The 23,647-nt window shown below is 36.2% G+C and carries 16 protein-coding genes; 8 read left to right on the top strand and 8 right to left on the bottom strand.

What is annotated here, in order from left to right; translation table 11 throughout:
• Window positions 1–45 precede the first annotated feature (45 nt).
• The 5 genes from CG11_RS03435 to CG11_RS03415 all read left to right on the top strand — a co-directional run bounded on the left by CG11_RS03435 (window position 46) and on the right by CG11_RS03415 (window position 11,824).
• The gene (locus CG11_RS03435; protein WP_052593160.1) at window positions 46–6,849 is read left to right on the top strand and encodes a PfaB family protein; all 6,804 of its coding nucleotides are present in this window, start codon (window positions 46–48) and stop codon (window positions 6,847–6,849) included.
• Window positions 6,850–6,957: 108 nt separating this feature from the next.
• Entirely contained in the window at window positions 6,958–8,259 is a 1,302-nt protein-coding gene (locus CG11_RS03430) for a hypothetical protein (RefSeq protein WP_052593158.1), read from the top strand.
• Window positions 8,260–8,306: 47 nt separating this feature from the next.
• Window positions 8,307–9,932, top strand: coding sequence for a PfaD family polyunsaturated fatty acid/polyketide biosynthesis protein (locus tag CG11_RS03425; RefSeq protein WP_052593156.1), 1,626 nt, complete (start codon window positions 8,307–8,309; stop codon window positions 9,930–9,932).
• 348 nt (window positions 9,933–10,280) lie between these two features.
• Window positions 10,281–11,099, top strand: a complete 819-nt coding sequence (locus CG11_RS03420; protein WP_052593154.1) for an outer membrane beta-barrel protein — start codon at window positions 10,281–10,283, stop codon at window positions 11,097–11,099.
• Window positions 11,100–11,182: 83 nt separating this feature from the next.
• Window positions 11,183–11,824, top strand: a complete 642-nt coding sequence (locus tag CG11_RS03415) for a hypothetical protein (RefSeq protein ID WP_052593152.1) — start codon at window positions 11,183–11,185, stop codon at window positions 11,822–11,824.
• An 85-nt stretch (window positions 11,825–11,909) separates the two neighbouring features.
• On the opposite strand, the gene CG11_RS03410 is transcribed toward CG11_RS03415, so the two are convergent.
• From CG11_RS03410 to CG11_RS03375, 8 genes are all read right to left on the bottom strand, one after another.
• Window positions 11,910–12,368 carry a DinB family protein gene (locus CG11_RS03410; protein ID WP_052593150.1) on the bottom strand — a complete coding sequence of 153 codons (459 nt, stop codon included), beginning with the start codon at window positions 12,366–12,368 and terminating at the stop codon, window positions 11,910–11,912.
• 57 nt (window positions 12,369–12,425) lie between these two features.
• On the bottom strand, window positions 12,426–13,133 hold the full coding sequence (locus tag CG11_RS03405; protein ID WP_052593148.1) for a hypothetical protein: 708 nt from the start codon (window positions 13,131–13,133) through the stop codon (window positions 12,426–12,428).
• 33 nt (window positions 13,134–13,166) lie between these two features.
• Window positions 13,167–13,871 (bottom strand): hypothetical protein, encoded by a 705-nt coding sequence (locus CG11_RS03400; RefSeq protein WP_052593147.1) that lies wholly within the window; start codon window positions 13,869–13,871, stop codon window positions 13,167–13,169.
• A 4-nt stretch (window positions 13,872–13,875) separates the two neighbouring features.
• Window positions 13,876–14,727, bottom strand: a complete 852-nt coding sequence (locus tag CG11_RS03395) for an ABC transporter ATP-binding protein (RefSeq protein WP_052593145.1) — start codon at window positions 14,725–14,727, stop codon at window positions 13,876–13,878.
• Between the two features lie 2 nt (window positions 14,728–14,729).
• Window positions 14,730–15,395 (bottom strand): TetR/AcrR family transcriptional regulator, encoded by a 666-nt coding sequence (locus CG11_RS03390; RefSeq protein ID WP_052593144.1) that lies wholly within the window; start codon window positions 15,393–15,395, stop codon window positions 14,730–14,732.
• 170 nt (window positions 15,396–15,565) lie between these two features.
• Window positions 15,566–17,833, bottom strand: a complete 2,268-nt coding sequence (locus tag CG11_RS03385; RefSeq protein ID WP_052593141.1) for a hypothetical protein — start codon at window positions 17,831–17,833, stop codon at window positions 15,566–15,568.
• Between the two features lie 70 nt (window positions 17,834–17,903).
• Window positions 17,904–18,881 (bottom strand): tRNA dihydrouridine synthase DusB, encoded by a 978-nt coding sequence (dusB, locus tag CG11_RS03380; RefSeq protein WP_052593139.1) that lies wholly within the window; start codon window positions 18,879–18,881, stop codon window positions 17,904–17,906.
• Between the two features lie 234 nt (window positions 18,882–19,115).
• On the bottom strand, window positions 19,116–20,366 hold the full coding sequence (locus tag CG11_RS03375) for a VWA domain-containing protein (protein ID WP_052593137.1): 1,251 nt from the start codon (window positions 20,364–20,366) through the stop codon (window positions 19,116–19,118).
• Window positions 20,367–20,827: 461 nt separating this feature from the next.
• On the opposite strand from CG11_RS03375, the gene CG11_RS03365 reads away from it, so the two are divergent.
• The 3 genes from CG11_RS03365 (at window position 20,828) to CG11_RS03355 (ending at window position 23,640) form a co-directional block, all read left to right on the top strand.
• Entirely contained in the window at window positions 20,828–21,637 is an 810-nt protein-coding gene (locus tag CG11_RS03365; RefSeq protein WP_052593133.1) for a helix-turn-helix transcriptional regulator, read from the top strand.
• Window positions 21,638–21,699: 62 nt separating this feature from the next.
• Window positions 21,700–22,755: a two-component regulator propeller domain-containing protein gene (locus CG11_RS03360; protein ID WP_197043773.1), complete on the top strand. Its 1,056-nt coding sequence runs from the start codon at window positions 21,700–21,702 to the stop codon at window positions 22,753–22,755.
• 228 nt (window positions 22,756–22,983) lie between these two features.
• Entirely contained in the window at window positions 22,984–23,640 is a 657-nt protein-coding gene (locus CG11_RS03355) for a hypothetical protein (protein WP_052593129.1), read from the top strand.
• Window positions 23,641–23,647: the final 7 nt, after the last annotated feature.

Below are 23,647 nucleotides of genomic sequence, written 5' to 3'. Positions count from 1 at the left end.
TGGAATAAAGTGTTCCACACCAAAACGCCCAACATCAAAAAATATATGAAAATAGCAATTATAGGAATGTCAGGTTTATTTCCAGGTTCTTCTACTAACGAAGAGTTTTGGGATAACTTGGTCGGTGAAAAAAATTTAATTGAGTTTGCCAACGAAGAAGACTTTGGAGTTGTCCCCGATCATTTTTACCAATCGGGCAAAGGGATTGTTGACAAATGTTATTCTTTGCGAGGTGGCTATATCCGAAATTTTGATTTTGATCCGAATGGATATGAACTCTCAGCCAATTTTGTAGCCCAACAAGATAAGTTGTATCAATGGTCGCTCTATGTTGCCAAAGAAGCTTTGAAAGACAGTGGTTATTATAATAACAAAACTGTTTTAGAAAAATGTGGTTTGATTCTAGGAAATTTATCGTTTCCTACTGGCTCTTCACATAGATTATTATCAGACGTTTATACCAAAACAACTGAAAAAGCACTTCAAGAGCTGCTGCACGATAAAAATTTCAAAATTCCTGCCAACAACTTCCCGCCTCCTAACAACGAAGTTCTCACCTATACCCCATCCGAAATGGTGGTCAAAGGTTTGGGTTTGGGTGGTGGGCATTATGCCTTAGATGCGGCTTGTGCCACTTCTTTGTATGCAATCAAACTAGCTTGTGATGATTTGGTAACAGGTAAAACGGATTTAATGTTGGCTGGGGCTGTTTGTGGTTCTGACCAATTGTTCATCCATATGGGTTTTTCTATCTTTCATGCCTATGCCCCACACGATCAAAAATTTGCACCATTGGACAAAAACTCTGGCGGTTTAGTGTCATCAGAGGGAGCTGGTATTGTTGTTTTAAAACGATTGGAAGATGCTCAAAGAGACGGCGACCAAATTTTGGGCGTTATTGGTGGTATTGGCTTGTCCAATGATGGACGAGGAAAATTTTTGTTAAGTCCTAATCCAAAAGGACAAAATTTAGCCTTTGAACGCGCCTATCTATTGGATGATGTTTTGCCTCAAAATACTAGTTATTTGGAATGTCATGCAACAGGAACGCCACTTGGAGATGTCACAGAAATGAACTCTATTTCCAACTTCTTTAAGCAGCATGATACGCATCCTTTATTGGGTTCTGTCAAATCCAATATGGGGCACTTGCTAACGGCAGCAGGAATGACGGGCTTGTTTAAAGTTTTGCTTTCGATGAAAAAAGGTTTTATCCCTCCTAATGTCAACTTGACACAAGCTGTTCAAGCCGACAACCAATGGATTCAGGATAAGCACATTATTACCGAAACAACGCCTTGGAAAGGCAATCAAGCAGGGATCAATTCCTTTGGTTTTGGTGGCACCAATGCCCATATGGTTATTCAAACCTATGAAGGACAAAAAGAAACTAACTCTAGTCCTATACCCCCCGTTCCTATGTCTATTGTCGGAATGGAAGCCTACTTTGGGGATTGTACCAACCTAGAAGACTTCTATGCTACAATTTACAATGGTAAACAGCATTTTAGAGAACTACCCTCCGAACGTTGGAAAGGATTTGATGCCAACGAGGCATTGCTTAAAGATTACGGTTTTGAAAACGGCAAAGCTCCTAAAGGGGCTTATATCAATGCATTTGAAATAGACCTATTGCGTTATAAAATTCAGCCCAAAGAAGCAGAAACATTAGAGCCTCAACAGGCTTTAATTCTAAGTGTAGCCGATAAGGCTTTGCAAGATGCAGGAATTCAAGAAAGCCAAAATATCGCTGTATTGATTGCCATGGAATCAGAGTTGGCTATTCACCATTACCTTGCTCGTTGGGATAGTACTTGGCAATTAGAACAAGCATTAAAAAATAGCAATATTTCTTTGGATGAGGAAAATAAAAAACAATTAAAGGAAAGCTGCAAAAATGCTATTTATTTCCGTGAGGGAGGACAAACACCTAGCCAACACACCAGTTTTGTAGGTAATATCATGGCTAGTAGAATTGCGGCATTATGGGACTTTTCTGGTCCAGCCTTTACCGTTTCTTGTGGCGAAAACTCTGTCTTTAAAGCCTTAGAAGTTGCTCAAAATATGCTGTCTTTAGGTGAAGTAGATGCCGTAGTAGTTGGTGGTGTAGATTTTTGTGGTGGCTTAGAGAATGTCTTACTTCGCAACCAAAAATCGCCTGTTAATACAATAGACAAACCGAGCCTTAGTTTTAACCAAGATGATCACGGCTGGCTAGTCGGAGAAGGGGCAGGCGCCATCGTCTTAAAACGCAGTGAAGATGCTCAAGAAGATAAAGTTTACGCTACCATTGATTCTATTGGACAAGCAACAAACAATCTAAATGTAGGCTACCAAGAAGTTGTCGCCAGCGGCATTTCGACACAAGATAATCAAGAAATACTACAACTCTTGCAAACAGAGCAAGCGCAACCTGTTGCCTTGGGGTCTGTTAAAGCTAATATTGGGAATACTTGTGCTGCTTCTGGCATTGCAAGTTTGATAAAAACAGCTTTGTGCCTCCACCACCGCTTTATACCTGGCATTCCTAATTGGAAAGCACCCAAATTTTCAGAAGAGTTTGCTACTACTAATTATTATTTTCCAAGTCAATCTCGACCTTGGCTCTTGAATGATAGCATTGACAAACGCAGAGCTGCTATTAATGGCTTAGATGGCTTACAAATTCAAATGGTGGAAGCCAACAATTATGAAGTAAAAGAAACACCTTTGACGCACGGGCGCATTGCAAGCGTGGTTATTTTGAAGGGAAATAACGAAACAGAGTTAGAGCATCAAATCACCCATCTCAAAACAACGGTTGAAGACAGTAAAAAAACATTGGTACAAATTGCGGCGCAATTTTATCAAGCTGCAAAGCAGCAAAAAACAACCTATTGTATGGCGGTTGTTGCCAATAATAAAAAGCAATTGTTACAAGAAATAAAGTTCCTTCAAAAAGGCTTAAAAAATGCGATTGCTCAGGGCAAAGAAATTAAAACACCAAAGGGATCTTACTTTACAGGAAATCCTTTGGCTCAAAAAGGAAGTGTTGCCTTTGTCTATCCAGGATCGGCTACTGCTTACCAAGGGTTGGGGCAAGATATTTTTCAACTTTTCCCTCAGTTGCATACTCATTTTGAAGCAAAGGTGCCTAATATGGCTGATTTTGTGGGGACGAAGTACCTGCACCCACAAACGCAAAGCATCACAGACGAAGCACCCAACATTCACAAAGATGCTGTAGGCATGATGTCGGCTGGTGTTTTCTCTTCTGCTATTTATACCTATATACTGCGCTCTTATTTCAAGTTAGAACCCAAAATGGCTTTAGGGTACAGCATGGGAGAATCAGCAAGTATGTGGTATTCTTTGGATGTCTGGAGTCCTGATCGTACGGCTACGTTTAGAAATTCTAATTTATTTTTAACAGAGTTAGCTGGTGATCTCAATCTCATTGCAAAAGTCTGGAACATTAGTCCTGAAGAGGCTCGTCAACGATGGATTAGCTTAATCGTTTTGGCTCCTAGAGAAAAAGTAGAAGGCTTGGTAGCTCGTTATGACAATGCTTATGTTAGTTTTATTAATACCAATAACGAATTAGTTATTTCTGGAGAAAAAAGTGTTTGTTTGTCTATTGTAGAACAATTGTCTTGTCCTTCTGTTGAAGTTCCTTTTCAAAATGTCATTCACCACGATTTTTGCAACTTGGTATACGATGAATTGATAGAAATGCACCGTTTTCCTTTGGATCAACAACCTACTATTGATTTCTACTCTAGTATTAATGCAAAGCCTCTTCCTTTTGACAGTCAAAAAATTGCCGAAAACTCCACACAGGTTTGTTGCCAAGCCGTCGATTTTCCCAAATCGGTCGCAACAATCTACGATAGAGGAGCTCGGATTTTTATAGAATTAGGCGCCAATGCCACTTGTACCAATTGGATCAAAGAGAATTTAAAAGGTCAAGAACATTTGGCACTTAGCATGAACAAAAAAGGCAAATCTGAAGCTCAGAATATTATGGAAGCGATTGCGCAACTACTGAGCCATGGCGTAGAGCTGGATTTGGACATTTTGTACAAACACGTGTCTCTAAAAGCAGAGCCTCGTTCCTTTAAGAAAAAAATTATTACAGGTGGAAAGCGTATTTTTGATGTCTTGCTCAGTGACTCTAACAAAGCTACTTTTGCAAATTTACCATCTCAAAATAAGCGAAAAGAACCTGCCTTAGCCCTCGCAACAGCAGCTACAGAAGCTACTTTTGTCACCTCTAGCGCTACCGTTACGAGTCCAATAGAACAAAAAAATATTTCAATACCTAGTGCTCAGTACACCGCTGAGACAAAAAAATCAGTCGTCGCCTTGGAAACAAAAACAGTTGAAACAACAAACAACAAAACCTCAAATCCAAAAGTTGGTGAAAATGGTTTGTCACTTCAAGATTTTAGCTCTGGAGAACATTTAAAAGGAAAGACTATTGTCTTTTCGCAAGAAGATTTACAAGAATTTGCTACAGGAAAAATTGGAAAAGTATTTGGTCCTGAGTATGATATTATTGACACCTATAGCCGACGCGTGATGCTACCAATGGATCCTTATCTATTGGTCAGTAGAGTAACGGGTTTGAACGCAAAGAAAGGCGAATTTAAGCCTTCTACAATGCAAACCGAGTACGATATTCCTTACAATGCTTGGTTTACAACAGACGGTCAAATTCCTTGGGCTGTTTCTGTTGAATCGGGGCAATGCGATTTATTATTGATTTCTTATTTAGGAATTGATTTTGAGAACAAAGGCAATTTGGTCTATCGTTTGTTGGATTGCACCTTAACCTTCGTCGATGATTTGCCTTTTGAAGGACAAACTCTACGTTATGACATTTCTATCAATTCTTTTGTTAGAAATGGCGACAATCTACTCTTCTTCTTTAGTTACAATTGTTACGTTGAAGATCGTTTGGTTTTAAAAATGCGCAATGGTTGTGCTGGTTTCTTCACAGATGAGCAGCTAGAAGAAGGTTTGGGTGTTGTTTATAGCAAAGAAGAGTTAGAAGCAAAAGTAAATGCTAGAAAACCTAAATTTACGCCATTACTCAACACAACAAAAACAAGTTTTTCGAAAGAAGATTTGCGTCATCTAATCAACGGCGATATTGAAAAATGTTTTGGCAATGTCTCTTATTATGCTAATGGGAGAAATAAATCTCTGTGCTTGCCTCCTGAGGAAATTTTGATGCTAGACCGAATTACTTCTGTAGATTTAGAAGGTGGTGCCTATGGGCTTGGAAGTATTGTGGCAGAAAAAGATTTGAGTCCTACCGATTGGTACTTCCCTTGTCATTTCCGTGATGATGAAGTATTAGCAGGTTCTTTGCAAGCCGAAGGAGGTGGAAATTTATTGCGTTTCTTTATGTTGATGCTTGGATTGCAACGATTAACCAAAGATGCTCGTTATCAACCTATCTTTGATTTGCCACAAAAGGTTCGTTGCCGCAAGCAAGTTGTTCCAGGAAAAGATACCAAATTGATTTACAAATTAGAAGTAAAAGAAATTGGCTTAGTTCCTAATCCTTATGTCATTGCTGACTTAGAGATTATTTCTAATGGTGTTATTACGGTACATTTTGAGAATTTAGGTTTGCAACTGAGAGAAAAAGACAACCCCAAATATTTGGAAAAAGAAGCCGGTGTCCAAATTTCTCCACGTTCCAAAGATGCCCTATTGAATGAATTGGACATTACGACCTTCGCACTAGATAATTTATCCAAAGCCTTTGGTCCTGATTTTGCTTGTTACGATGGTAGAACGGTTTCTCGTCAGCCCAACACAGATTTACAGCTTATTTCTAGAGTTTTAAAAATCGATGGCGAACGCTTGAATTTCAAAAAACCATCTACTATTTACGCAGAATACGATGTTCCTGTAGATGCATGGTATTATGAGCAGAACTCTACGGCAACGATGCCCTACTCTGTTTTGATGGAAATAGCCTTGCAACCTTGTGGTCTATTGGGAGCTTATTTGGGTTCTACGTTACCTTTTTCTGACAAAAATCTATTCTTCCGTAATTTAGATGGTACAGGAGAAATGTTCGATTTGCCTTTTGGAACAGATTGGAGAGGAAAAACAATTCATAACAAATCGATATTGGTTTCTTCCGTTGCATTGGGTGGCACTGTCCTACAAAACTACACCTTCGAATTAAGTATTGATGGTCAAGTCTTTTATAAGGGAAAATCATCTTTTGGATTCTTCCCTGGCGAAGCTTTAGCACAACAAGTTGGCTTAGATAATGGCGTAGAAGTTCCTGCTTGGTATGTAAGTCAAAATTTGCAACCTAAAGATTATGTCTCTATCAATTTAGATTCGTTATATGGCAAGATGAAACTATTCAAAGCGCCAGCAGACAAACCTCATTATCGCTTGGCAGGTGATCAATTGTTATTATTAGATAAGCTAAAAATTGTCAAAGATGGCGGAGAATATGGCAAAGGCTATATCCACGCTAGCAAAATTGTTAATACATACGATTGGTTCTTTACCTGTCACTTCTATCAAGATCCTGTTATGCCTGGTTCTCTGGGAGTTGAAGCGATTCTGCAAGCTATGCAAACATTTGCTTTGCAACAAAACTTGGGTAAAGCATTTAAATCTCCTAAATTTGTGCAATTAGATCATCACAAAACTGTCTGGAAATATCGTGGGCAAATTTTGTTAGGCGTAGAAAATATGCATTGTGAGGTACATTTCAAAACCATTGAAAAACGTGGCGACACCCTTGCCATTATTGGCGATGCTTATCTTTGGAATGAGGGTACTCGTATTTATCAAGTGACTGATTTAGCACTAGGTATTAAAGAGGCTTAATGGTATATATTAAACCATCTTACAATAATGCATTCCTTTGTGTTCCTTGTTTGCTTATTGTAAGGTGGTTTTAAAAAATATATTACTGATTATTACAGGTATTCACCTATGAAGATAAAACTATCTGGTATCACCCGTTTTTTTATTTCTTCTCCCAATGCTAATATTGTTACAGGAATTGAATTAAATACTCTGGTTACCAAAGAACAACTAAGCCAAGCCTTGATTCCCATTCTTGAACAGCAACCTGTTCTTCAGATGGTTCCTACTGTTGATCAAAAAAATGATGTTTATCTTGTTTTTAAGCCAACAGCAACCCCCATCATTAAAGTCTATGAAGATGTTTCTTATACCACTTTGGCGCAGGAAAATTTACAAACAGTTCATCGACTTAACGAAAACGTTCTAATACATTTTGTCTTAAATCAACACCGTGGTTATAGTGATTTGATTGTGGTTGCTAATCATGCTATTTGTGATGGGATTTCTTTGAATCATATCTTGCATGACTTAATTGCTGTCTTAAATGGAGATGCACTTGCGCCTCTCCGACCTGTAGGCATTTTAAAAGAGTTGATCCCAGAAACCGCAGCCCCAAAGTCGCTAGATTGGGCGATGTCTCTCGTCAATCGCTTGTTAGGCAAAAAAGATTTTTTGCTCACTCAAGATATGATTGATACGATGTATGCCAATTATTGGGAAAATCGAAAAACGAGCTTGTGGATAGAAGAGTTAACAGAAGAAGAAACAACAAAGCTTGTTCAGCATTGCAAGCAAAATGCTTATTCTGTCAATACTTTTTTGGCAACATTGTTCTTGTATACAAGGGCTGATCTCCCTAAAAAATACCCTTCGGTTTACAATTATATTGTTACTGTCAATCTTCGAAAAAAGCTAAAAGTAGACCCTGGGCACAATATGGGACTTTACGTGAGTTCTATGAAATTTGACTTGCCTAAAAACACTCAAATCCCCTTCAAAGCTTTTGCAGGAGGACTGCAACAAAAGATAAGTCAATGGTTTGACTCTCCTGATTTGTTTGGGGTTATCAGTATGGAAGGCATTAGCCCAAGTTTTATTGATATTGCTAATTTGAACAAATACAATATTCGTAACGATTGGTTCATTCAAAAATTGATCAAAAAACTAGATTTAACTCGGATTAACACCGCTTTTATTCTAACCAATTATGGTCGCTTAAATTTTGATCAGACAAAAAAATATCATGTCAAGCACTATCTTCCTGTTGTGGTATCTTCTGCAATGACAATTGAGCACTATATTAGTGTTTATACTTACAACAATAAGATGCGAATTGGACTGTGCTATGATGGCCATGTATCTTCTAAGAAGGAAGTAGATGCTTATGTTAAAACATTCAAAAAATTATTAAAAAAACACATTCTTTGACACTAGTTGACGAATGCAAATACATACTTAAAATTAAATACAACAAGATGATTAACTTCACAGGAATAAAGCAAAAATTGTATTGGAAAGGCTCTCCTAGAGCAATTTCCTTTGATGCTGCTGGCATGGAGCAAAAGCTAAAAAACACAAGCGACAACTGTTTTGTTGTTTTAGATCATGCAGATAGAATTGGAGTAGCCAATGCAGGGGAATTGACCACCAATGGTAATGGTCTACAAGTTTTAGGTATGGTAGCTCCTATGACTGCTCAACAATTGGGAGATCCTACCTTTAGAAGAGATTACCAACTAAAGTACGCTTATAAAACAGGAGCTATGGCAAATGGGATTGCCTCTGAGGCTTTGGTTATTGCAATGGGCAAGGCTGGATTATTGGGATCTTTTGGGGCAGCAGGCTTGGTTCCTAATCGAGTAGAACAAGCTATTAATACAATACAAGATGCCTTAAAAAAAGAACATTATGCGTTTAACTTAATCCACAGTCCTAATGAGCCTGCTTTGGAAGAAGGTGCTGTTAAGCATTTTTTAGCTAGAGGTGTACAAGTTGTAGAGGCTTCTGCTTTCTTAAACTTAACGATCAATATTGTACACTATCGTGTAGCTGGTTTGACACAAGATGCAGAGGGAAATGTGGTTATCAACAATCGCGTCATCGCCAAAATTTCACGCAAAGAAGTGGCAAAGCACTTTATGCAACCCGCTCCTAAAAAATATCTAGATAAATTGTTGGCAGCTGGAAAAATCACAACTCTACAAGCAGAATTGGCAGCTAAAGTTCCTATGGCTGATGACATTACCGTTGAAGCAGATTCTGGCGGACATACCGACAATCGTCCACTGGTTGCTTTGTTGCCTTCTATCATTCGTTTGCGTGATGAATTGCAATTAATCCATCAATTCAAGACAGCCATTCGTGTTGGAGCAGCTGGTGGAATTTCTACTCCTGAATCTGCCTTATCTGCATTTATGATGGGAGCTGCTTATATTGTAACTGGTTCTGTAAATCAAGCTTGTGTAGAAGCTGGAACGTCTGAGCATGTGCGCAAATTATTGGCTAATGTCTCTCAAACGGATGTCATGATGGCTCCTGCTTCTGATATGTTTGAAATGGGGGTTGAACTACAAGTTCTGAAACGTGGTACTTTGTTCGGTCCTAGAGCCAAAAAATTGTATGAATATTATATGAAGTATGAATCTATTGATGATATTCCAGCAGCAGAACGAGAAAAACTAGAAAAACAGACATTTAGAAAGCCTTTGGAAGAGGTTTGGCAAGGTTGTATTGAGTTCTTTCAAGAGCGTGACCCTCATCAAATTGAACGAGCTCAAAACAATCCTAAACGAAAAATGGCTTTAATTTTCCGTTGGTACTTAGGCTTGTCTTCAAACTGGGCAAACGCAGGTATCAAAGAGCGAGTAAGTGATATGCAAATCTGGTGTGGTCCTGCAATGGGTGCTTTTAATGATTGGGCAAAAGGTACTTATTTGGAGGCCTACGAAAATCGTACAGCAGCCGATATTGCTGGGCATATCATGGAAGGCGCTGCTTATCTTTATCGTGTTCAAGCCTTACAAACGCAAGGAATACACTTACCAATCGAGTGGGCAACTTATGTTCCAAACGAAAAACACGTTGCTGCTCTGCTTAGCTAATACTAGTCCAATTATAATATCTTTTAAGCAAAAGGGTTGTTTTTTTTGGGGAATTCACAGGCTTTAACACCTTGTTATCAAGCCTTTCACAAAAAAAACAACCCTTTTTATTTTGATAAATTGATTTTTTTGAACTTGCCTCTAGAGTAGGATTCGTTTATTATAGTAAGGTAGGTATACTATTCTCTTCAGAATAATACAAACTGAGAGAGCAGGTACCGAGTTTTATCTTCTAATAATTGAAGCATAAAACAACTACTATTTTACACTGATGCTTCGTGGATTTTTGATTTTTCTCATAAGAATAAAAAAAAACTACAAAGTAATTTCACACCAAACGTCCTGCTTATGCGTATTTTATTTTTAGTCATTTGTGCTTTTAGCTACCCTTTTTTTTCATTTTCTCAAAAAGGTTTAGAGCTAACTATTAACAATAGCATCAATTTTTCATTTATACTCAATCAAAATGATCAACAAGAAGCCTCTATACTTTCTAGAACTAGTATTGGAAACACTAGTTTGGTAACAGTTGGTCATAATTTTAGTAAAACTCTAGGCATTGCAACAGGATTGGGGTTTACTTATTTACAACAAAACTACGTCCAAACGACTACTGCTAAGCAGTTAAAAATATTGCAAGAAACAAGCTTTAGAGCCTTAACCTATATTAGACTTCCACTTTTGTTTAGAATTAGCAGCTCACCTAATGCTCCTGTTCAATTTTTCATGCGCTTGGGACCACATTTAGATGCTTTAATAACGGCAAGAGGACGAACTAAATATCCTTTCAATTCAGGACGTTCGGATAAAAAAATAGATTATAGAAATCAGTACGGCAGTACCGAACAGCCCTTAAACATTTTTAACAGCTTTGTCTTTGGCGTATCTATTGATTTGGGTGTCAAAATCCAACTGAGCGAATTGTTTGATTTACTTATTTTAGCGCATTTTGAAAGCTCTTTAACCAATTTAGAAGGAGAAAGTGCACCTCAATATTTCCCTGCTGATTTTCGTGCAGTTACGCCCAACAATTACATTTTGGTTCGCCATCATACACACGGTTTAATGGTTGGCTTAAACATTGGTCTAACCTATAGATTACAATCTGATAGTATGTTTTACCAACCTAGAAGTCGCTATCGTAGCCGCTATTGGAGAGCACAATAATAAACTCAATACTAAAAATTTTAATTTGTAAAAAAAATCGTCTAATATTGTACTATACACTAACCCTACTAAAACAACATGAGATGAAATACGATAAGGTAAAATACAAAGTTTACGATTGGAAAAATTGGATGGTTTTGCATTGGATTCTAAACCCAGGTCTTGCTTTTAATGAATTAATTTTAGGGCAACGAATGCCTAAAGTTACCCTAGAAGATAAGACAATTGATAAACCTAGATTTGAAAGAAGTTTTGTCCCCTGTCCTCACTGTGAAACACTTCATGATGGTAGGACTTGGTCTATAGAAAATGGCACTGCCTTTAAAAATTGGTTTGGGCTTTACTGCAAAAACTGCGGCAATATAATCCCTTGTTTGATAAATGGGCTAAGTTTTTTAACCCTCCTTATCACATTTCCTATTTGGGGTTGGTTCAGAAGCTACTTAAAAGCCAAATGGTTAGAAAAACAGCCTAAACGCTATGAAAATATAAACATTGAACAGGTTCCCAACTTATTTGGTAAAAAGAATTGGATAAAATCAGGATTAAGTTGGGGGCTTTGTATGTTTGTTTTAATGTCTGTTTTCAATATTCAAACCATTAGCTTTGGTACCTTGTTGGTGGAATTTATTATCTGGATGGTTGCTGGACTTTCGTTTGGATATATGATGAAAGTTTTTTTCAACCAAGCAATTCACAAAAAAAACAAAAACACTACATCTTAAACAACTAATCAATATCAAGGAATTAAATCCTTTGACCGCTTACTAAGACAAACTATTAATAGAAAAAGACCTAATCCTTTAACTCTTACGAACGTGTAATATCTCGAATAATTTTCAAATGATGTTCTGTATGAATTTCCAAGAAACGAAACGCTTGATTTTTATTCAATAAACCAAAATAAGGATGATCAAAATACGCATTAGGAGCTACATTTTGCATCGATCTTAAAGCTTCTTTGCATTCTTGCATCAAATTTAGCAAAGCTTCTTTAGTCATTTCCTCTTCTTTTGGACGAACGGTCTTGGGAGATTTTCCCTTTCCTCTAGGTATTTTATTGGTCAAAAAGATAATTGTGCGTGTAAGATTGAACTTTCGCTTATACTTCTTGGGATCGGATTTTTCAACTGTCTTTGCGACTCCATAGATCACTTTTAACGTATGTCCTATTTGCCATCCAATCGTAGACTTGGAAATTTTTTCATTAACCAAAGATGCTTTATCTACATAGGATTCCAATTCCTCAATAGCCTTTAATAATTTCATATATCATCTATATTTTTGTATTTTAACGGTTGCAATATATGAAAAAATAAACTACTTCTAAGTAAAATGTCGTTTTATAAAAAAACGCATCAAAGCTCCTAAAGTAATTGATGTAAATACAAATCCTACGATTAAAAACAACATATAGCTTCCTTCGATGATCAGCTCATACATTCCTGTATAAGCCCAAAATGTAGGAATAAAAGAAAAAGCATATTTATAATCTGGCACAAAAAAGGCAGCTAAGGGCAAACTAACCACTAAATTAAGTCCTTTGAACCAAGTCATACCTTCTATTTTGTTGTTTGCCAATCCCGCTACAGACAAGGCCAGCACAGGAGCCAACAAGCCAAATAAAGCAGCAAATAAAAAAGTTCCCAAAGGATTTAGGCTGTATAAAGGCTGTAGAATTAAAATAATGAATGTTGTAATCGTAGATAATAAATACGGTGCTAATAATCGGGTAAGTAAAAAGCCATTTTTAGAGATGGGTAAGATGCCATACATTTTCGCTACTTCAGTATCCCTTTCATCCAAAAACACAACGCTATATATAAATCCATACATTGTTGATGCTTGGGTGCAAGACATGATGACGATATATACAACATAATCACTTATTTCGGGATACGTTTCTTTCAAATAAGGGCACAAAAAGCAGACAACTAATAAAATTAAAAGAGGCATTACTAAGAAAACTCTTAAAGAGGCATCTCTAAATATAAGCCTAAAATCGTTGACTGCGGTAGTTAAAAATTGTCTCATAATCGTTTTGTTTAATAGGCGATTGCCCTTTAATTAAGTCCGAACAGATTTATAAAATACCTTAAATGCTCCCCAGTAAAGAACAACTATCCAAAAAATCGTAGAACCATAAGCGAACAGCAATTCACCAGTCGCCAAGGGGCTTTCATACGAACTTATTAGCAAATCTGTTGCTCCTTGTGTTGGAATCAGCTTGAACCAAGCTATATCGGTTAGATGGTAATAATTTAACAAAGGTAAACTTAACAGCATCATAACAGGAATAGACAACAGCATATAGTTTAAAAACTCACTTGTATAACTAATTAAAAATACACCCGCCAAGCTAAAAATAAAACAAATACCAATTACTCCCATTGAGCAGTGCAACCAGTTAAATGAAAAGCCCAAAGCGGCAACGACCATTCCCAAAGCACAAAACCAACCGATTATTGTTAGAGCAATTGTTCTTGACAATAAATAATGGTGAATACTCATTGGTGTAACTAAAAAAGCAGGCAATACTTGCTGGTTTTTTTCCAAAATAACAGCCAAACCAAAAAATAGTAACCCAATTAAACTAGGGTCGTTATAAACTAGCAATGTTAATGCTTTTTCCATATAAGCAAAATCCTTGAAAATATAGAAAATGATGGCATATAGAACTGTTACACCGACACTTATATTGATCAAATTGTTGCGCTGTAAGATAACAAACTGCCACTTTAACTGCTCCGCCAAATGTTTTAAGTTGTCCATGTCTCTAGATTTTTAAACTGGTACCCGTTACTTTAATAAATACTTCCTCTAGAGTAGCTTCTAACGTTTCTATTTTCATTAGATCTTCTCTTTTTATCAACTCCAAAAACATTTGATTGTGCCCAATATTTTTCACAGGAAACTCTGTCTTTTCCCAATTATTCATCGTTACTTGAATACATTCTTTACCGTGAATGTGCTTTAAATTAGAAGGCGTATCTGTCAAAACAATTTTTCCATCAACAATAAAGGAAACTCGATCGCACAATTCATCAGCCGTCGTCATATCATGAGTAGTAATAAAAATCGTCTTTCCTTGCGCTTTTAGATTTTTTATTTGCTCTTTAACTTTGTGTGCATTGATGGGGTCTAAACCTGAAGTTGGTTCGTCAAAAAAGATAATATCAGGATTGTGCATAATCGACCGAATAAAATTTAACCGCATTTTCATTCCTTTCGAATAATCCTCTACTCTTTTGTCGATATGTTCTTCCATCCCAACCGCTTCAAATAATGTTTCCAACTTTTGTAGCTTTTCTTCTGGGTAAAAAGAGCCGAACAAGGTTAAGTTCTCTCTAGCGGTCAATTTCATGTAATGATTGGGCAGTTCAAACCCCACACCAATCCTAGTATAATAGTCTTTACCCAAAGTATCCAAAGATACACCATCTATTAAGACCTCTCCCTGATAGTCGGTCAAGATTTTGTACAAAATCTTTTGAGTCGTACTTTTTCCTGCACCAGATGGTCCTAAAAAACCAAATATTTCTCCACTCTCGATGGAAAAATTAAGGTTATCCAAAGCAAAGCTCTTGGCTCCTTTGTAACTATAACTAAGTTTTTCTACTGCTATCATATTCAATTATTTTTAGCGTTTAAAGCTCCTTTTAACAGAGCAATTTGCTCATCTACAGCTTCCATCAAAGCTGCTTTGTCCAAAGCAAAAACAGGTTTTCCATCCTTTATATTTCCATCAAAATCGATGTGGTAACGATCCCTTAATACATCACCAATCCCCATGCTTACCGACACCAAAAAGTAAGTCATTGCTTCTGCTGAAATATCTTTTCTGAAATGTCCCAAATCAACTTCTGCTTGAATAACATTAATATACGCCTGAATCGCTTGATGCTTCCATTCTTTCATATAATCCTGAAGAGCTTCAGAAGTTTCTTTCTCTCCTATTCTATATAAGAAACGACTCTCTAGTGGATGTTCTAAATCAAATTGAATTCCTGCTTTGTATTGTGCTCTATAATAATCCCAAAATGTAGGATAATCTGCTCGTCTAATTCCCAAGACATAATGCATTTTTGTTTCTTCACAACGAGATTTTAAATAGAGGTACAAATCAAGTTTGTTTTCAAAGTATTGATAAACCGAACCTTTGGCTATATTTAGCTTTTTGACCACAACTGAAACTGACGCTTTGTCGTAATTTTTGGCAGCAAATTCTTCTAAAAATCCTTTTATAAAAGCTTCCCGTTTATCTAAAGGCAATTTTTCAAATGTTGGTTTTGGCATTTTTTATACATTTAAACATAGATGACTATATAGTCACATGACTACACAGTCACAATTATAAGCCATCGAAACTATAAAAGCAAGTTTTGAATAAAAAATTGTCTGTTTTTTATACTGAATAAGTAAGAGGTAGCAAAAAAAGCAATGTCAAAATCATTAATACCTAAGCACTACAATGCGCCATTTTCCTTATGTGCTTTATAGTTTTTGTCTACTTTTGCCCCTACTTTGATCAACTTTAGGGGAAATTTATTAGTAACCTCTAATTTAAAGTTATCTTGTTCCCATTTGCCCAAATCACCATGCCACAACACAACGGCTTTTTTGCTTTTTGTATCAACAATTTTTACCGTAATGTTATCTTCTCGATTAACTAATACTCTGTGCTTAAATTGCTCTTTTAATTCTTTGGCGCCCATTTTTTTTGACAACGTCTCTTCCACCAAAACAGCACCTCCTGCTTCAACCACATAATTCCACGGAAAATCTGTGTTTAGAAGAGTATCTTGAATGATTTTTCGGTCAAACTTACAGGTTGTTAGAGCAACCTCAATTGTTGTGTTAAATAACTCATTAGGAGCCTGCCATTTCCACTCCACTGCATTACTCATGACGATATTCCCCTCCAGATCTGTCACCACTGCATTTAATGACAAACGAGTTCCGCCTACTATATTTCTATGCGGAAAAACGACATAGACACGTCCACTGTCTCTTGTCAATATAAAATCATCTTTTTCGTGTGTCAACATCCCATCCAAAAGAAAAGCTTGAGAAGAAGTTCCATTTTTTTGAATATCAAGTTTTAACTTCGTTTTATTTACAAAAAATGTAGGTACTTCTAGCTTCAGCTCTATGACCTGTCCATAATTCTCCAACCAAAATCGCTCTCCAGCTTTCACCAACTCTAAAGACACGTCTGTTCCTTGAGAACGATTAGACAATGGCTCTGTAAACTTTTGTAAAATATTCATCGCCACGTCAGGGACTAAATCTACTTGAACAGCTATTATTTCATCTGTTAAGCTAGCATAAGGGATAAAGTAAAACAACTTATCTGCTATTCTAGGATTTTCTGTGATATGCTCTTTTTTTATAACTGCTGATAAATCATCCCCCATGATATGATAAACTGGAAAAGTCAAAGCATCGCCATTAGCTTGATAAAACTTCACATACAATGGAGCGTTATCATAGACATTGAGCAATTCATAATATACTTGAAGCTGAATTCCCTTGGCACCTTGATACTTATAATCATGCTCTACTTTCATCCCAGCATCTATCACCCAATCCTCGAACTGAATAGGCTTGTAAAGCGTATGGCGAGCAGCTTGTATTTGCTCTTTATTATCCAATTCAAAATAAAATTCGACATTTTTACAAGCCTCTTTCCATACATAAAAAGGAATAAAATATTTTAACTTACCCTTTACCTTTAAATCTATCTTGGCATCTACAGCGGGTGTTTCTTCTATAGGATACAACACTGGCACATCTAAACGAATCCCATTTTTATCGTAACAATTTAGATGAATGGTTGCTTTTTCACCTTGGTAAGCTTTTGCCAAATCATATTCGATCGTAATGGCAACCCCTTCTTTTTTACTATACAAATAATTGGGATCGCTATAAATTGAAATGGACTGCCGAGCTTGTGCACGTTGCGCATAGTCAAATTCTAAGTTTTTAATGTTTCCAAACATTTGTCCGTAAACATTGTCAACGTATTCACCATTAGGATTTAGCTTCGTATAAGTTCCCAATAACAAATCATTACTACCATCTCTATCATAAAAAGACCATGTCAACTGTTCTCCTTCCAAAACATAGAAAGACAGTTTTTTAGGTGCTATTGAATATTGATTATGTTGTACTTCTGAACGATAAACAGGCTCTGAACCTTCATTGGTTGTAAAGGTGTAATACACATCTGGGAGCCATTCTTTAGGATTAGAACCTTCATCATAATGCACCAATTGCTCTTTGACAGCAGCACCTTTGAGATTTATCTCTACTTTATACCGAAGCGGTTGCTGTATGCTCAACGTTCCTCCATAGTCTAGCAAATTCTCTAAAGTAATATTTAATTGTAGTCCTTCATGAAAGCCATTGAGTAGATTGATGCCCCGATAAGGAATAAAGACCTGCGCTGTTGACCACACATTATGAGACAGAACCAATATTTTTGTTTCGTTGGCATAAACTTGCATTCCATTTTTTTCTAATGTTACAGTAGGAACAATAGAAGTCAAACGGCTACTAGTGTTTGTATACAAATACTCGAATGTCAGCAACAGACCTTTTGTCCCATAATCAGCACGATAAACATCTTTTTGAAGCTGAGGATTTTTGAACTCAAAATTTGCATTAAGAGACTGTCCCAATATTGACACAAAGGGAAGAGACAATAGTAAAAGGTGTAATAGTTGCTTCATAGTGAAATGATCTTCTAGTGCTTCTCAGTCTATTGCTAAACAATATACTAAATTATTCTATATTTAAAAATTAAGAATATACTTGTTCTACCTCATCCAATAAATCAAATACCATAGCAGCCTCATCTGCTTGTACTAGTTGAGCACGGTAGGCTTTCACTCCTTTTAATCCTCGAAAATAGTTGGTATAGTGTCGGCGCATTTCCAAAATTCCTAATTTTTCTCCTTTCCAAATCACAGACTTTTCCAAATGCTCTTTAGCTGCCGCAACACGTTCTTGAATTGTTGGTGGTGGCAAATGTTCGCCTGTTTTAAAATAATGTTTAATTTCTCTAAATATCCAAGGATATCCAATAGCAGCACGTCCAATCATAATTCCATCTACCCCATATTTATCTCTATACAAAGCTGCTTTTTCGGGACTGTTGATATCCCCATTTCCAAAAATAGGAATTTTAACCCTTGGATTTCTTTTGATATTGCCAATTTTTGTCCAATCTGCCTCTCCTTTGTACATTTGTTTTCGAGTCCGACCATGAATAGACAAAGCTTGTATGCCGACATCCTGCAAACGCTCTGCAACATCCTCTATAAAAATTGTATTATCATCCCACCCTAGACGTGTTTTCACTGTGACAGGTTTATTCGTTGCTTTCACAACCGCTTCTGTCAATTTAACCATCCTAGGAATATCTTGAAGAATTCCTGCTCCAGCCATTTTACAGACAACTTTTTTGACAGGACAACCAAAATTGATGTCTATTACTTCGGGATTTGCTTCTTCTACAATTTCTGTTGCGCGAATCATCGAATCCATATTAGATCCAAATATTTGGATTCCTATTGGTCGCTCATAATCAAAGATATCTAATTTTTCAACACTTTTGGTTGCATCTCGAATCAATCCCTCTACTGAGATAAATTCAGAATACATCATATCACAACCTTGTTTTTTGCACAACGCTCGAAAAGGGGGATCACTAACATCTTCCATTGGGGCCAACAATAGTGGAAAATCTCCTAATTCTATATCTCCAATTTTAACCATTATTCTATATTATTTATATCGTCTATGATTTTTTGTTTAATAAAAGTTCATTTTGTACTTTTTCTAAATGCACAAAGATACAAAGTTTCTAATGCTTTTAAAAATTAGCAATCTGAGCAAATTTATAGTTTTTGTCAAAATAAACATCTCTGATAAAAAAATAAGCTCAACAGGTTGTGTTGAGCTTATTCTTGCCTTAATAAAAGGAACATTTTGGGGATTCGTGATTTTATTTTACTCTAACAACGTTGCGGTTGCAGGTTGCGTTGATTGTGTAATGATTCGAGTTAGCAACTCATTCAAATATTCTACTCTATACTCTCCTACTGTTGGCTCAACATGCCCATTTCCAACGCCACTATGATCGGTCATAAATACATAAGAACCATTTGTTGTTAATGAGAAAAAGCGCATCAAAAATTCTGTCTTTTTATCAATTCCACTAGAAGCAATAGGAATTAATTTTATTCCTTTTTCGGCAGCGCTAGTAATGCTTTTTTGAATGCTTTTGAGGCTCTTACTATCATGGTGTGGCGGAGCATCTAACAACAAGAAAACGATACGAGTTCTAGCTGATTCAGACCAATTTTGCATGGAAACAGCTTCTTCCAAAGCTACATCAACTGCCTCTGGATAATCACCGCCACCATCTGCTGACTGACCATTGATAAAATTGATAGTCGCATCAGTATTGGCAGACAAGGCACTAGAGCGAGTTACATACTTGTCGCCTTCATCTCTATAAAAAACGGACCCAATTTGAAGGGCTAAATCAGGTTGTTCTGTTTTCACCTGCGCCACAACATCTTCCAATTCTTTTTTAAGGTATGCAATTTCATCTTCCATTGATCCTGTTGCATCTACAACAAACATGACATCAGCGCGATTTTCAGGCATGGTTGATGTCATTTTCAACTTAATATCGTTAATCCCTTCCATGAATGTTTGGGGAGATTTTAAGGTCTGCTTTTTTCCTTTGTAATCAATAACTATAGTATTCTTTAAATCTTTACCTTCTGAAAATGGTTGCGCCCACAACTCAGCAATTCCCGAATTATTTGTTCTTGCTTCCCATATTTTTCGATTATCTTTTCCTAACAATTGTACCCGACAATCCATTACAGATTGCCCCATATTATCTGTTATTCGAACCGAATAGCGTTGAGAAGGAAAAAATTGCCACTCTTGCTGATATTCTGAAAAATTCTTCTTTTGCATTAATGACTGCCAAAATTTCCAGTTATTCAAATCATTCCATTCTCCTGCCGTCAAAGTGCCAGCTTCCGCATTAATATCATCTCCTGAAATTGAGCCATGATTACCATTATCAACAGCAATATCATCTCCTCCATTGCCTCGAATCGTCAATGCATTTATTTTATAGGGATCAACAACGATATCGGCACTAGAACTTTCTGTATCAAAAGAACAGCTCACTAAAGAAAAAAGAGCGATACCACATGTCAAGTATTGTATTTTTTTCATAAGAAGGTGATGTTTATTTTATGGGATTATACATTCTATTTATTCATAGAATTTTGCTAGAGATGTGTAGAATATAAGAACTAGGGCTCTAAGACTTTAAAACAAAGTCCTATTTCCACAAAAGTATATGACTTGAATGATTCAAATGTTACCTGCAATGTCAAAAAAAGCCAAAAAAAGTTTTTTTCTAAAACTCCATTTTTGCATCTTTTTCGTATTTTCTTGTATGCCTTTTTTAGAAATTTTCTCTTAATTTCATTAAAAAGTTTTTTCAAGAAAAGGTAAAAAACCAGATCATGCCTTAAAAAGCAGACTAAACTTACAAAAAAAAGCAATATAAAATCACTTTATTCATTAATAATCTATTTTTTTTATCTAAAAAAAATTAAGTCTTTGTTCTTTTATCCTCCTTGCTAATTAAGTAATTATACAATCATACTGCCTACAAATAAAAATATCTATTGGAATTTAAACATTATCAAATCGTACAAATAAAAACTAGTAACGAAGATCGTGACTTGGAACCCCATCGCCATCTTTATTATGAACTCTTCTTCTTTTTTGCAGGAAGTGGCACCCATCTTATTGACTTTAAAGATTTCGACATCAAACCTCCTAGTATTCAACTAGTTGGTCCTCATCAGCTGCATCAAGTCAAACATTCAAGGGATTCTCAAGGTTATGTTATCAAAATTCAACCAACTCTAATTGCCTCCAATCCCTTTTTGAATAATTTCTTTAATTTCATTCAATACAATCAACATTTTGAGGCTGGTGTCGCTATAAATAAACAAGAAGCTAGGTTATTAAAAGATAGTTATTTGTTTTTAAAATCGTACAATAACAACAATTCTAATGACTCTATTTTTGCTGCCTTATCGGCACTTAATTTATACATATCCATTCTTAAAAAATATCAAAAATTAAGCAAACAAGCAGAAACAAGTCCCAACAACGAATACTTCAATCAATTCTTGGATTTGGTAGAACAAAATTATCACATTGAAAAAAGCACAGACTTTTACACCCAAGCAATGAACCTCTCTCTCAATAGACTAAATGGCATTGTAAAGGAAAGAACAGGCATGACGGCTAAAAAATTTCTCATTACTAGAGTTTTGTTGGAAGCCAAACGTTTGATTATTCATAGTGAAAAAACCGTTAAAGAAATTGCTTACCAACTCGACTTTTTAGAACCTGCTCACTTCTCCAATTTTTTTAAAAAACACTTAGGAATGACTCCTAGTACTTTTCGAATAAAGTTTCGATAATACATCAACCAAATGTAATCCCAAATATGTTCTTGTTTAATTCTTTTTTTAAATTTTCCCTTTTGCCAATCATTTTACCTTTTCTATTGGTCTCTTGCAAAGGAGCCTCCTCTTCTAATGATAGTACTTCCTCTACAAAAGAAAGTACCTTCGGGCAAATAACATCCGACTTTGACTACAAGGCAATGCTTATTTTCCAAGATAAACAAGAAAACTATTGGTTTGGAGGTAATGAAAAAGGGCTATACAAATATGATGGTGAAAAGTTGATGCGTTTTACCAAAGAAGATGGCTTATGCAGCCATGCTATCATTGGAATACAAGAAGATCATTTAGGAAATGTATACTTTGATACTCCAGAAGGCGTTTCTAAATTTGATGGTCACCGATTTACTACCTTAACTGTCATAGAAAACGATTCTTCTAAGCACCAATGGAAATTAACCTCTACTGATCTATGGTTTAGGATGGGTTGGTCTAAAAAAGGTCCCTATCGTTACGATGGCAAACATTTATATTATTTAGAATTTCCTCCACCTAAACTTGCAGAAACATTCTATGCTAAACACCCCACTCCTTCTTATTCTCCTTATGGCATTTATTCGATGTATAAGGACCGCAACGGACACCTTTGGTTTGGCACAAGCTCATTAGGACTTTGCCGATTTGACGGTTCAACTCTCCAATGGCTTTATGAAGAACATTTATCCTTAACCCCAGAAGGAGGTGAATTTGGAATCCGAGCAATTATCGAAGATCAAGAAGGCTATTTTTGGTTTTCTAACAATCGTTATCGATATAAAATTTCTCCAACAACATCCAACAGGACAACTCTAGACTATCAGAGAGAAAATGAGATATTACCCAACGATAAAGCTACTATTTATTACATGTCTATCGTTGAAGATAATAATGGCGCTTTATGGATGGCTACTTATGATGATGGTGTTTGGTGCAAACAGCACGACCAACTAACCCATTATCCAATTAAACGTTCTAAGAAAACTCCTTTAATTTTCTCGATTTACCAAGATAAGCAAGGCAAACTTTGGCTTACGACACATGATTCAGGTATTTATTGTTACAATGGAAAACAGTTTGAACCATTTTATTTCTAACAAGCACCTAATCAGATAGATTTTATACAATTTTATGATAACCTATCGTATTTTACTTTTTTTTGCAAGTCTTGTATCATTTTTTGCATCGACTTCCCATCCTTATTCATATACCTTTGTATTGTAATCAAATGATAGATCGAAATAAGCAATTATTGGCAGTTAAATTTTGCTAATCATTTACTTAAACCATCTACTTATTTTAATTAACTATAACAATATAATTATATGAAAAAAAGTATCTTATTGGGTTCCATTGGCTTACTACTGACCCTTGTAATTGGTTGCCAAAACAACGAAATTATTAATCCAACCCCAACTACATCTGCCATAGGCACTTCCAACACCCCTTCAAATACTTCAAATACGATTACCAATCAATCAATTGCACCAGCACTTTCCAATCTCAATACCGCCACTGCAAAACCAAGTGCTTCTGATGGAGACTGCCAAGTAAGACTCCAGGGCACTTGGGTACTTACTGACGTATTGGACCACGAAGGCAACAGCACTAGTTGTGACATGATTTATGCACACCTTCCCGACACGCTAAGTTTTACCTATAATCATAACATTCGCTTAAATTGGATTGATGCGACTGGCTTTCATTTACTAGATTACACCCCCAACATTCCACATGAATGCTATCATGGTATGTATCAAGTAAATTGCACTGATTATTTGTTGGATGTAGCAGCATTGTATTGCTCTGATCCTAGTCCACTAGCCGCTCGATGCGGTCCTCCTCAATATGGGCGTTTCAGAATTTTTAGATTAAGTAATAATGTACTGATCTTAGATAGTTATGAAGTTGGCTGGTCGGCTGTAGATTACTATCCTATTCCTCCAGAATACATACAACGTTATATTTTTGAAAAAGTATAGAAAGAAT

It is taken from the genome of Aureispira sp. CCB-QB1, from assembly GCF_000724545.1.
Classification (GTDB): Bacteria; Bacteroidota; Bacteroidia; order Chitinophagales; family Saprospiraceae; genus Aureispira.
The sequence above is the reverse complement of the archived record's forward strand: the minus strand, read 5'-3'. Positions and strand labels throughout refer to the sequence as shown.

Bases quoted from the DNA above. Each gene is read 5' to 3' on its own strand.
- CG11_RS03435 (WP_052593160.1), top strand. From the start codon at position 46: ATGAAAATAGCAATTATAGGAATGTCAGGTTTATTTCCAGGTTCTTCT.
- CG11_RS03430 (WP_052593158.1), top strand. From the start codon at position 6,958: ATGAAGATAAAACTATCTGGTATCACCCGTTTTTTTATTTCTTCTCCC.
- CG11_RS03425 (WP_052593156.1), top strand. From the start codon at position 8,307: ATGATTAACTTCACAGGAATAAAGCAAAAATTGTATTGGAAAGGCTCT.
- CG11_RS03420 (WP_052593154.1), top strand. From the start codon at position 10,281: ATGCGTATTTTATTTTTAGTCATTTGTGCTTTTAGCTACCCTTTTTTT.
- CG11_RS03415 (WP_052593152.1), top strand. From the start codon at position 11,183: ATGAAATACGATAAGGTAAAATACAAAGTTTACGATTGGAAAAATTGG.
- CG11_RS03410 (WP_052593150.1), bottom strand. From the start codon at position 12,368: ATGAAATTATTAAAGGCTATTGAGGAATTGGAATCCTATGTAGATAAA.
- CG11_RS03405 (WP_052593148.1), bottom strand. From the start codon at position 13,133: ATGAGACAATTTTTAACTACCGCAGTCAACGATTTTAGGCTTATATTT.
- CG11_RS03400 (WP_052593147.1), bottom strand. From the start codon at position 13,871: ATGGACAACTTAAAACATTTGGCGGAGCAGTTAAAGTGGCAGTTTGTT.
- CG11_RS03395 (WP_052593145.1), bottom strand. From the start codon at position 14,727: ATGATAGCAGTAGAAAAACTTAGTTATAGTTACAAAGGAGCCAAGAGC.
- CG11_RS03390 (WP_052593144.1), bottom strand. From the start codon at position 15,395: ATGCCAAAACCAACATTTGAAAAATTGCCTTTAGATAAACGGGAAGCT.
- CG11_RS03385 (WP_052593141.1), bottom strand. From the start codon at position 17,833: ATGAAGCAACTATTACACCTTTTACTATTGTCTCTTCCCTTTGTGTCA.
- dusB (WP_052593139.1), bottom strand. From the start codon at position 18,881: ATGGTTAAAATTGGAGATATAGAATTAGGAGATTTTCCACTATTGTTG.
- CG11_RS03375 (WP_052593137.1), bottom strand. From the start codon at position 20,366: ATGAAAAAAATACAATACTTGACATGTGGTATCGCTCTTTTTTCTTTA.
- CG11_RS03355 (WP_052593129.1), top strand. From the start codon at position 22,984: ATGAAAAAAAGTATCTTATTGGGTTCCATTGGCTTACTACTGACCCTT.